Origin of the sequence: Veillonella sp. AF13-2, assembly GCF_003603295.1 — a bacterium.
GTDB lineage: Bacteria > Bacillota > Negativicutes > Veillonellales > Veillonellaceae > Veillonella > Veillonella parvula_E.
Genome location: NZ_QTMT01000001.1, coordinates 821,914 through 833,512, shown reverse-complemented (window position 1 = coordinate 833,512; position 11,599 = coordinate 821,914). Strand labels below are relative to the sequence as shown.

The following is an 11,599-nucleotide window of genomic DNA, read 5'->3' as shown; positions in this document are numbered from 1 at the left end:
CTACCTAAAGGTAGGCCTTTTTCTTTTTGCTAGTCTTCGACTAGCTAACCCTACTAGAGCAGCCTCCAGCCAAGGTTGTAGAGGTTGTATCTATGTACGTGTCCGTGTAAGACGGCCCTGGGAAAAGCAGGGCAGTAGAAGATGGAGGAGTGAAACGACGACAGATTCACTGCATCGCTTTCTTCCGAACGTAAGATTTACCGAGCTGCGAAGCAGAGAAGGAAAATCCACAGTGAGGAAGCAAGTAGGGCAACCGAAGAGGTCTTAGAGCTAAGCGACGCAGCCGAACCATATGAGTGCTTCCGAACGTAAGATTTACCGAGCTGCGAAGCAGAGAAGGGAAATCCACAGTGAGGATTGATAGGAAGCCGCGGCTAATGGTAGTATCTAACTAATCCATACGGTAACGAGGCACAACGTGCCAATGTTACCGAACCGTAAAGCAGTTGAGCTACTTTAAATATATGTAAATAAACTTTATCTAATCGATACCGCGGTGCGCAGCACCAATGGTATCGAACCGTAAACTAGTTGAGCAACTCCATATTTATGTAAATAACAAGCCCCATGATCACAAAATCATAGAGCTTATATATTAATAACAACTTATTAGGAATTTAATATATATACAAAAAAAGAGCTGCCTAAGCAGCTCTAATTCTTTATTATTCTACACCAACCATTACGCTAGTGGATTTGATAACAGCGACAACTTCTTTGCCAACTGCTAAGCCTAATTCTTTAACGGATTGAATAGTAATGTCAGCAGTAACAATATTATTATTACCTACGTTGATTTTTACGATTGCATTTACAGCGCCTTCTTGGATCTCAACGATAGTACCTTTTAATTGATTTCTTGCACTTAATTTCATGGATATCTCCTTAAAAAACAATACAAAAAGTATATATATTATAATATTTTGCATATAATTTGTGATATACATTACATCACAAATTATATGGAGCGGGCGAAGGGAATCGAACCCTCCTCTCAAGCTTGGGAAGCTCGCATTCTACCGATGAACTACGCCCGCACGATGTAAATATTGTATCATATATTTACATATACATTCAAGTAATCATAGATATATCTATGATTATACCTATAGTAGTAAATGTATTGAATTACTTTCAATCTAGATGTATAAAATAATAGAAAAGGAGGAATTCGTATGTCAAAAGTATATAAAGTTCATAAATGGTTATCTATCATTTCCTTAATTTTCTTCTTAATGTTTTGTATTACAGGATTAGTACTCATGTTTCGAACTGAGTTAAATGCATGGGCTCAAGGTGGAACAACACATCATTCATCAGCTATAATGTCGATGAATGAACATGAAGAATCTATATTTAAGTATGCTGATCAGGGGGCACTACTTGTTAAACAGAAATATCCATCAAAAGATATTTTGAATATATCCCCTGCTATGGGGGCTACACATATTTTACGGTATCGTATTATTGAATCTACGGCTACGGTAGCACCTCCAGCTCGCATGGGAATGGGTGGGGATTATGTTTTATATAATCCTATATCTAAAGAACTGATTACTTCACATAATGAGCCTCCTGTACATCCTTGGATTCGTAGTATGTTACATACTCTTCATCAATTACATACACGATTAGATTTAGGTAAAATTGGCATATATATTGTAACATTCTTATCATTTTTATGTAGTCTCACTATTATTTCAGGGATTTTTTTATATGGTCCATTTCGTAAAAGTTATTCTAAAGCCTCTGTTTTATCTAAGAAAATGAAAATAGGTGCATTACATCGTGAATTCTCAATAGTTGCAACGGTCTGGGGATTTATATTATGTATAACAGGTGTATGGATTGGGGGCTTTTTTATTGCAAATGATAACTATAATGCCGATGTACTTCATAATGCTAAACAGGAACTTTCGATTGGACAATCTGAAATATTGCAACCATCAGAAGCAATTTCTCGTATAATGAAAGTATATCCAGATCGACAAGTTATTTCTATGGATTATCCATCTAAGTTTAACAATTACCATTATGCATTTTATTTAGGTGCAGAAAATGATGATGATCCAGCTATGTTTCTTGGACAGCCTGTATATGCTAACTTGTATGTCGATTCTAGTAATGATAGATTTTCTACTAAAGCAGTTCCATGGTATTTTACAGGTATGACGACTATGATTAACCTACATATTCATAATCATAATACGATGGCTCTGAAGATATTGTGGGCTATATGGGATATTGTTCTCATTATTGGTATCGTGACTGGACTTATGATGACTATTATTAGAAAGTATAAAAAATCAGATGTAATTCTATCTAAAGTATCGGTAGAGGAAAAGCATATTTGGCGTACACCATTATTTTGTAGTATATCTGTTCTTATAGGATTGCTTCTACCACTTTGGCAAAATCCTGTTATGAATACGATTGCTGCTATTTGTTTAACTGTATCACTTATTGTATTTTTTATCTCTTTACTTAAAGAAAGTAAACAATATTGATTATTTTCGAACTGAAATGATATAATAATAAATATAGTTGTTTTTATATACATAAAAATACGTATTATTATTTATGACTCAGAAAGTGGTAGTTATTATGAATTTTATAAAAGCATTTTTCCAGTCAGAGTCTGCTGGTGGGATATCCTTGCTGTCCGCCGCTATTTTAGGCGTTCTTGTGGCGAACTCACCGATTGCAGCACAGTATTTTGCAGTCATGCAAATACACCTTGGTCCAATGACTATACTGGAGTGGGTAAATGATGCCTTAATGGCTCTTTTTTTCCTTTATGTTGGTATAGAGATCAAGAAGGAAATGATTTCTGGGGAGCTTGATACGAAGGCGAAACGTGTGCTTCCCGTATTAGCCGCATTTGCAGGTGTTATTACGCCAGCTATTGTGTATTATTTTGCGGCTGGATATATGCCAGAATATAGACATGGTTGGGGGATTCCTACCGCTACAGATATTGCTTTTGCTATAGGCGTTATTACAATGCTTGGTAATAAGGTATCTACAGCGATGAAAGCCTTTCTAGCTGCATTAGCTATTATTGACGACTTGATTGCCATAGTCGTTATTGCTCTCTTTTATGGGGCAGGCGTTAACTTTATGGATTTAATAGCTGCTGCGGCTGTAACTGGTTTACTGATTTATACTAATAAGCAAGGCTATTTAAGACCACTTCCGTATTGTGTTCTAGGATTAGTTCTTTGGTATTTAGTTTTAAAATCTGGTGTTCATGCTACCATTGCTGGTGTTGTACTGGCTATGACAATTCCTTTTAAGGGTAAAGTTATAGATAAGGTAGTGTATCCCATGGAAGAATGGGCGCATGCTTTACGCAATTGGGTAAACTTCCTAATTATACCATTATTTAGTTTTTTAAATGCTGGTGTATCTTTTGCTGATTTTTCCATAGACAATTTATTCCATCCTGTAATCATAGGTGTTTCATTCGGTTTAATCTTAGGAAAACAATTAGGTATATTCTCTGCCGTCTACATTTTGGTTCAATCTAAGGCAATTAAGATGCCTACAAAAACGACGTGGCCTGAAATTTATGGGACAGCTATTTTGTGTGGTATTGGCTTTACTATGAGCCTTTTTGTTGCTACACTGGCTTTCCCACCAGGTATAACACAAGAAATGGCTAAAGTAGGTATCTTTATAGGATCAATCACGGCAGGCTTGCTAGGTGCGATTGTCCTAATTTTAGCTTATCAAATACGCAAGATGCGTGGTAAAATTTAATAAAATAATCTTTTGTAAGTATAGAAAGGATTCAAATGGAACGCATTTTTGTTTTCTTACGTTCTCCAGGTGCAGCTACATCTGTACTCCTAGGAGCAACAGTACTCGCTTTAATTTTAGCGAACTCTCCATCATCTGAACAATACTTTCAAATCGTTAATCACCATATAGGTAATCTAACAATTTTAGAATGGGTTAATGATGCATTGATGGCAATCTTCTTCCTTTTTGTAGGTCTCGAAGTTAAACGTGAATTAGTATCAGGTGAGCTTAATACTAATGCTAAGCGTGTGATGCCAGGCATTGCCGCATTATTTGGTGTTCTAACGCCCGCTTTTATCTACTACTTAATTGCAGGTTTTCATTCTGAATATATACATGGTTGGGCAATACCAACTGCTACGGATATTGCATTTTCCATCGGTATTATATCTGCATTAGGCTCTAGAGTACCGAATTCAATGAAAGTATTTCTAACAGCTCTTGCCGTTATAGATGATTTGATTGCTATCATCGTAATTGCAATCTTCTATGCGTCAAGTATTCACATGATGTATTTAGGTGCAGCTGTCGTAGTTGTAGCTGCTTTAATCTATTGTAATAAGCAAGGATATGTACGACCTTTACCATATATCATTTTAGGGTTTATCCTTTGGTATTGTGTATTAAAATCTGGTTTACATGCAACTATGGCTGGTGTAATCTTAGCTATGACAATTCCTTCAAAAGGTAAACGAGGCCGTAAGTATGTTCGTCCAATGCAACATTGGGAACATTTATTATCCAATTGGGTTAGTTTTTTAATTGTACCAATATTTGCATTCTTTAATGCCGGTGTAGATTTACGTAATGTATCTGTTAATGACTTAACACATCCTGTAGTGCTTGGTGTTGCATTAGGTCTTATTATAGGGAAACAATTAGGTATTTTTGGTGCAGTATTTGCGATGGTGAAATGTGGCCTTGTACCAATGCCTACAGAAGCTAATTGGAAGCATGTATATGGTACTGCGATTGTATGTGGTATAGGCTTTACAATGAGTATCTTCGTATCTATCTTGGCATTTGAACCAGGTCACGCTCAAGAAATGGCAAAAGGTGGCGTTATACTTGGCTCATTAATCTCTGCATTATTTGGTTACATCTTCTTAAGACTTGTTGGTGCAAACCGAAAAGAATGTCATATTGGTGTATACCATAACTGCTAAAATTAAATAAAACTATTAAATCTCCATTGTAGACTGAAGAGAATTTCCGACTTTAGAAGTAATCTAAGTGAATATTCTTGCAGGATATAATGGAGATTTTCATTGGTATCTTATAATTTTATGATATATATGTAATACACCTTTAAAATTATTACTATAACTATAATTTAATATATGAATTATTGATATTAATAGAACCTTTATGGTTTATAGATTATTTAAAACTGTATAGTATACTACTTAATGTAAGGTGAGGTGTATATGATAAAAAAAATAATTATTACATGTACGCTTGTTTGTATGATTGTAATGGTATCCTCTGTATCATTAGCAAAAACTATTGATCGGGGGCAACGAGGGCATCACGTTAGTAAGGTGCAAACCATGTTAAAGCATCAAGGTTTTTTACATGATTCTATAGATGGCATTTACGGTCATAATACAGAACAGGCTGTTCGAAAATTTCAAAAATCTAAAGGGCTCCCTGTAGATGGTCGTGTTGGTCCTGCTACGATGAATGCTTTGGAAAAGATGGAGACTCGTTATGGTGGCCATGGCACAGAACGCAATCATAATGGAGTGCCTAATAAATACTCTAAAGTTTTAACGATGGAGGCTAGTGGCTATTCATCTCAAGATCCTGGCAACGGAAAATATACAGCTACAGGTAGTCGTCTACGGAAGGGACTTGTGTCTGTAGACCCTAAATTAATTCCTTTGGGAACGCGATTATATATTGAAGGTTATGGCTATGCTGTAGCTGACGATGTAGGTGGTGCTATTAAAGGGCATCGCATTGATTTAGCTTTTGATTCTCGTGCAGAAGCATTGCAGTTTGGACGTCAATCTGTAAAGGTTTATATTTTATAATGATGACTCTCTAGCTTTATATAACTATATGATAGGTTTATAGACTAAAATCATATTCTTGTATAAAATGCTAGAGAGTTTTTCTTTTACCGAATTATAATGTATTCAAAACCTCGAATATTCGGAAATTATGGTATAATATAGATATATGATGATGACTCATGATGTTAAATTGATGAGTATACTCAATAGTTATATGATGAATGGTAAAGGATAACCCTATGGATAAAGTACGGCGTGTAGAACGAATGGTGGCAATGACAAAACTGTTAGTTGATTCACCGCAAAAATTGATTCCTTTAAATTACTTTTGCGACTTTTTTGGCATGGCTAAATCAACGGTTAGTGAAGATTTAACATGTGTAAGGCAGTCTATGGAACACTTTCAACTGGGGACCTTAGAAACGGTGGCCGGTGTAGCTGGTGGGGTACGATTTATTCCGCATCGCAAGGGCACACAAGCGAACGATATTTTACGAGATGTGCAAGCTCGTTTAATGGAGCCAGATCGCATCATTCCAGGTGGTTTTATTTATATGTCTGATATCTTATATGATTGGCACGTAATGACACGTCTGGGTGAGATTATTATGACTCGTTTCGTGGACCGTGAACCGGACTATATTTTGACTGTAGAAACAAAGGGGATTCCTTTGGCTGTAATGGTAGCGAGAGCTTTCAATAAACCACTTGTTATTGCTAGACGTGATAGTAAGGTAACAGAAGGTTCTGCTATTAGCATTAATTATGTAACAGGTTCCTCTGGGCGCATTCAGACTATGACTCTAACTAAACGGGCAATTCCTCCCAATGCGAAGGTGTTAATTATCGATGACTTTATGAAAGCTGGCGGTACCGCTAAGGGACTTAAGGAATTAGTTCTTGAAATGAGTGGGGTCGTTGTTGGCACAGGTGTTCTTGTAGCTACAGCTGAACCAAGTCCGAAGTTGATCGATGATTATGAATCATTATTTACTTTTTATGGTATCGATGAAAATACAAAGAAAATTAGTATAGATCCTGTGTTAGATACAGAGTAAATCATTAATATTAGGAAGATTATAGGCTGATATAATGGTTTATATTGAGTATTGACCTATGGGCTAAACAATGACGTAAATAATAATATTTAAAATGGTTTAGAGATATAAGAGATACCAGATAGGAGATTACTATGAATATTGCAAGCCTTATTTTAGCTGCTGGTAAGGGCACGCGTATGAAGTCTAAATTGCCAAAAGTGTTACACAAGGTCGGCGGTAAGGCGATGGTAGAACGCGTTCTTGAAACGGTTCAATCCATTGGTACCAATCGCGATGTTGTTATCGTTGGTTTTGGTGGCGATGCAGTACAAAATTACTTGGGAGAGCGTGCTGAATTTGTTCGTCAAGAAGAACAAAATGGTACAGGTCATGCAGTTAAGATGGCTCAACCAGTACTTGGTGACTATGATGGTACAATCTTATTGTTATGCGGTGATACTCCCCTGGTTACAAAAGAAAGTTTAGAAGCGCTTTTAGAAGAACATAAAAATTCCGGTGCAGCAGCTACAATCTTAACTGCTCATATGCCGGATCCAACTGGTTATGGACGTATCATTCGTAATGAAGTGGGTTCTGTAGTTCGTATCGTAGAACAGAAAGATGGTAAACCTGAAGAATTAGCGGTTCAAGAAGTAAATACAGGTATGTACGCTTTTGATAGTAAAAAATTATGGCCTTGCTTAGATCAATTATCTGATGATAATGCCCAAGGTGAATTGTATATTACTGATGTAGTAGGTATTCTCGTAAATGGTGGCGACAAGGTAAGTGCATACATGACTAAGGATTTTGAAGAATCTTTAGGGGTAAACTCACGTTTGCAATTAGCAGAGGCTGAAGCTATATTAAAACATCGTAAAAATGTTGAGTTAATGACTGCTGGCGTAACAATTATTGACCCTGAAAATACCTATGTGGCTCCTGAGGTAACAGTAGGTGCAGATACAATTTTGCATCCTGGTACAGTCCTTGAAGGTGATACCGTGATTGGTGAACGTTGTGAAATTGGACCACATACTCGTTTGACGAATGTAAAAGTCGGTAATGATACGATTATCCATTTTACTTATGGTCATGACTGTGAAGTAAAAGACGGTGTAGATGTAGGTCCATATGTCCATTTGCGTCCAAATACAGTTTTAGGTAATAAGGTTCATGTAGGTAACTTTGTAGAAGTTAAAAACTCTAATGTTGGGGAAGGTACTAAGTTCCCACATCTCTCCTATATCGGTGATAGTGATGTTGGGGCCGGTGTTAATATTGGCTGTGGCACTATTACCGTAAATTATGATGGGAAAGTTAAGCATCGTACGACTATTGGTGATGGTGCATTTGTTGGTTGTAATAGTAACTTAGTTGCTCCTGTAACAGTAGGTAATTATAGCTATGTAGGTGCGGGCTCTACTATTACTAAAAACGTACCAGATAAGGCCTTGGCTGTAGGGCGCAGTAAGCAAATTGTGAAAGAAAATTGGGTAACAGAGGATACTTTCAAAAAGAAATAAAAAAAATCTCATATTTTTTAACACAATTAGGTCAAAATAGTATACAATAAAAAGGCAATAGTGTGTATCTGTAATGTATGGATTATGGATAAGTAACCAGTATAGGAGCAAATGAAAGGGTAACAAAATGGCATTTGAAGACGGCAAAAAACTCAAGATTTTCACAGGTAATGCAAATCCTGCATTGGCAAAGGAAATTTGTGATTATTTAGGGTTGCCTTTAGGTGAAGCATTTGTAGGTCGTTTTAACAATGGCGAAGTACAAATAATGATTGATGAAAGCGTACGTGGCAAAGATGTATTTATCATTCAACCAACTAGCTATCCTGTAAATGATAATTTAATGGAACTCATGGTTATGGCTGACGCGTTAAAACGCGCTTCTGCACGTCATATCACTGCAGTAGTTCCTTACTATGGCTATGCTCGCCAAGACCGTAAGACTCGCGGTCGTGAGCCGATTACAGCTAAATTAGTAGCTAATTTGATGCAAACGGCAGGTATTACACGTCTTGTAACAATTGATTTGCATGCAGGACAAATTCAAGGTTTCTTTGATGTGCCTGTAGATCATTTGTTTGGCGCATCTATTTTGGCTAAATATATTAATGAAAAAAATATGGAAGATGTTATCGTTGTATCTCCTGACCTTGGCGGTGTTACAAGAGCTCGTGATTTGGCTGACCGCATTGGTGCACCGATTGCAATCATTGAGAAAAAACGCCCTGAACCAGGTGTGGCTAAAGTTATGAATCTCATCGGTGATGTGGCAGGTAAAAACTGTATTATTATTGATGATATCGTAGATACGGCTGGATCCTTGGTTGAAGGTGCTAAAGCATTGGAAGAATTCGGTGCTAAATCCGTTACCGCCGCTGTTACACATGCAGTGTTGACAGATCCGGCAAGTGAACGAATTGCAAATTCCAATATTAAGGAACTTATCGTTACTAATACTATTCCATTGCCGGAAAATTGCAACTTACCAAATATTACGCAATTATCCGTAGCTCCATTGTTGGGTGAAGCAATTATGCGTATTTTCCATGAAGTATCTGTAAGTAATTTGTTTGATAAATAATAGGTGATTCTTGAAATTAGTAGTAGGCCTCGGTAACCCCGGCAAGCAATACGAAAAGACAAAACATAATATTGGATTTATGGTTATTGATGCCATAGCCGATAGTGTCCCTCACACGCCTTGGAGAGAGGAGCAACGTGCTGAGGTATGCAGTATTACCGTAGATGGTGAGAAAGTATTACTTGTAAAGCCGCAAACATTTATGAATCTAAGTGGTGAGTCTGTAGGACCGTTAATGCGGTACTACAAAATTGATCCATCTGATGTGTATTGTATCTATGATGACATGGATTTACCTATAGGTAAGTTGCGTATTCGACCAAATGGTAGTTCGGGTGGACACAATGGGATTAAATCTTTAATTTCCCATATAGGAACAGAAAATTTTCCTCGTTTCCGCGTAGGAATTGGACGTCCATTGCCACAATGGACTGTCATTGATCACGTTTTAGCACCATTTAGTGAAGAGTCGCAAGAGAAGGTACAAAAAGGTATTAAGGATACGGTAAAAGCCGTATTAGGCACCTTAGAGGTAGGTATGGATAAAGGCATGAATCAATTCAATCCTAAACGTCGTCCACAGCGATAAATACATGCATAAGGGCATGAGTCTCATTGAGATTCATGCCCTTTTTACGAGGTACATATGAGTAATCAAGAAAAAATGCCTTTTGTAGAGGCTTTAGAATCATATAAAGAACAACATTTCGTGCCCTTTCATACGCCAGGTCATAAGATAGGCGTTGAAGCACCTCAACTATTAAAGAATTGGATGGGGCCAGCGTTACCCTATGACTTAGGTGTTATGTATGCTTTAGATGATTTACATGAACCTGAACGGGAATTAAAAGAAGCGCAAGACTTAACAGCAGAGTTATATGGAGCTGATTGTTGTTGGTTTTCTATTAATGGTACTACAGCTTTGATTGAAGCCATGATTATGGGGACTGTAGGGCCTGATGAAATCATTATCATTCCTCGAGAAGCACATCGTTCCGTTATTAGTGGGCTTGTCCTCTCAGGAGCCAAACCAGTATATATGGACTGTGATTTTGATGAACGCTGGGGAATTCCACTAGGTGTATCATTAGAAAATGCTATCAAATCAATGGATGCACATCCAGAGGCAAAGGCGATTCTTTTAGTTTATCCAAACTATTATGGCGTGGGCATAGATATTGTTAATATCATACAAGAGGCTCATAAGCGGGGACTTATTGTACTTGTTGATGAAGCTCATGGGCCTCATTTGCCGTTCTCTGAAAGTTTACCTATAGAGGCTATAGAGGCTGGAGCAGATTTGGTGGCTCAAAGTACACATAAATCTGTTGGCTCTTTGACACAAACATCTTGGCTATTAGGGCAAGGTAAAAAAATTGATAAGCGGCGTATTACGCAAATGCATCAAATGCTACAAAGTACGAGTCCAAACTATATTTTCCTTGCTTCCTTAGATATGGCGCGCCATCAATTAGCCACAGCAGGTAATGATTTAGTAAGTCGTGCAGTAGAGTTGAGTATGTACTTACGTGAGGAACTCAATAAAATTTCTGGTATTGCTGCTATGGAATACACAGATATTCAAGAGCGGGTGATAAATTATGATTGTACTAAGGTGCTGATTGATGCTAAAGAATTAGGGCTCACAGGCGTTGCTTTTGAACGGATGTTACGAGAACATCATATTGAGGTGGAGTTAGTACAAGCTCATCATGTGCTAGTGCTCATTACCATAGGTGATACAAACGAGTCTGTAACTGCTCTTATTAAGGCTGTACAAGCTGTAAGTGAAAAGGTGTTACGTGCATTTAAAGAATTTAATAAAACAGAGGAAGAGCAATTGCAAGACATTAGTAAAGATTCTGCGCTGCTGCCAGCGCCTATTGTGCGCATAACCCCTCGTAATGCTATGTATGCAAATCGTGAGCAAGTACCTTTAAAAGAAGCACTTCATCGCATTGCAGGGGAGACAATTGCTTATTATCCACCAGGTATTCCCTGTGTAGCAGTAGGTGAAGAGATTAGTGCCTCTGTGTTACAATATATAGAGAATCGCAAAGCTTTAGGTTTTGTACCGAATGGTGCTGATGATATGACATTGGAAACAATTTGGGTATTACAGGAGTAATT

The 11,599-nt window shown here is 37.4% G+C and carries 10 protein-coding genes and 1 tRNA gene; 9 read left to right on the top strand and 2 right to left on the bottom strand.

Annotation, left to right across the window (positions count from 1 at the left end; all coding sequences use genetic code 11):
* Nucleotides 1–665 precede the first annotated feature (665 nt).
* Together DWV85_RS03925 and DWV85_RS03920 are read right to left on the bottom strand one after the other, a co-directional pair.
* Nucleotides 666–875, bottom strand: a complete 210-nt coding sequence (locus tag DWV85_RS03925) for a TOBE domain-containing protein (RefSeq protein WP_004693239.1) — start codon at nt 873–875, stop codon at nt 666–668.
* Nucleotides 876–963: 88 nt separating this feature from the next.
* Nucleotides 964–1,037: transfer RNA gene (locus DWV85_RS03920), tRNA-Gly, on the bottom strand.
* A 138-nt stretch (nt 1,038–1,175) separates the two neighbouring features.
* On the opposite strand from DWV85_RS03920, the gene DWV85_RS03915 reads away from it, so the two are divergent.
* From DWV85_RS03915 to DWV85_RS03875, 9 genes are all read left to right on the top strand, one after another.
* Nucleotides 1,176–2,507: a PepSY-associated TM helix domain-containing protein gene (locus tag DWV85_RS03915; RefSeq protein WP_004693241.1), complete on the top strand. Its 1,332-nt coding sequence runs from the start codon at nt 1,176–1,178 to the stop codon at nt 2,505–2,507.
* 97 nt (nt 2,508–2,604) lie between these two features.
* Nucleotides 2,605–3,762, top strand: coding sequence for a Na+/H+ antiporter NhaA (nhaA, locus tag DWV85_RS03910; protein WP_004693243.1), 1,158 nt, complete (start codon nt 2,605–2,607; stop codon nt 3,760–3,762).
* 35 nt (nt 3,763–3,797) lie between these two features.
* Entirely contained in the window at nt 3,798–4,970 is a 1,173-nt protein-coding gene (nhaA, locus tag DWV85_RS03905) for a Na+/H+ antiporter NhaA (protein ID WP_105086597.1), read from the top strand.
* Nucleotides 4,971–5,231: 261 nt separating this feature from the next.
* Nucleotides 5,232–5,840: a peptidoglycan-binding protein gene (locus tag DWV85_RS03900; protein ID WP_004693247.1), complete on the top strand. Its 609-nt coding sequence runs from the start codon at nt 5,232–5,234 to the stop codon at nt 5,838–5,840.
* Between the two features lie 221 nt (nt 5,841–6,061).
* Complete coding sequence (gene purR / locus DWV85_RS03895) at nt 6,062–6,880, top strand: pur operon repressor (RefSeq protein WP_105086596.1); 819 nt, start codon at nt 6,062–6,064, stop codon at nt 6,878–6,880.
* Between the two features lie 134 nt (nt 6,881–7,014).
* Nucleotides 7,015–8,388 (top strand): bifunctional UDP-N-acetylglucosamine diphosphorylase/glucosamine-1-phosphate N-acetyltransferase GlmU, encoded by a 1,374-nt coding sequence (glmU, locus tag DWV85_RS03890; protein WP_123138060.1) that lies wholly within the window; start codon nt 7,015–7,017, stop codon nt 8,386–8,388.
* Between the two features lie 127 nt (nt 8,389–8,515).
* Nucleotides 8,516–9,469: a ribose-phosphate pyrophosphokinase gene (locus DWV85_RS03885; RefSeq protein ID WP_004693255.1), complete on the top strand. Its 954-nt coding sequence runs from the start codon at nt 8,516–8,518 to the stop codon at nt 9,467–9,469.
* A gap of 10 nt (nt 9,470–9,479) precedes the next feature.
* Nucleotides 9,480–10,058, top strand: a complete 579-nt coding sequence (gene pth / locus DWV85_RS03880; protein ID WP_024060200.1) for an aminoacyl-tRNA hydrolase — start codon at nt 9,480–9,482, stop codon at nt 10,056–10,058.
* A gap of 57 nt (nt 10,059–10,115) precedes the next feature.
* Nucleotides 10,116–11,597 carry an aminotransferase class I/II-fold pyridoxal phosphate-dependent enzyme gene (locus DWV85_RS03875; RefSeq protein WP_123138059.1) on the top strand — a complete coding sequence of 494 codons (1,482 nt, stop codon included), beginning with the start codon at nt 10,116–10,118 and terminating at the stop codon, nt 11,595–11,597.
* The last annotated feature ends 2 nt before the right edge of the window (nt 11,598–11,599 follow it).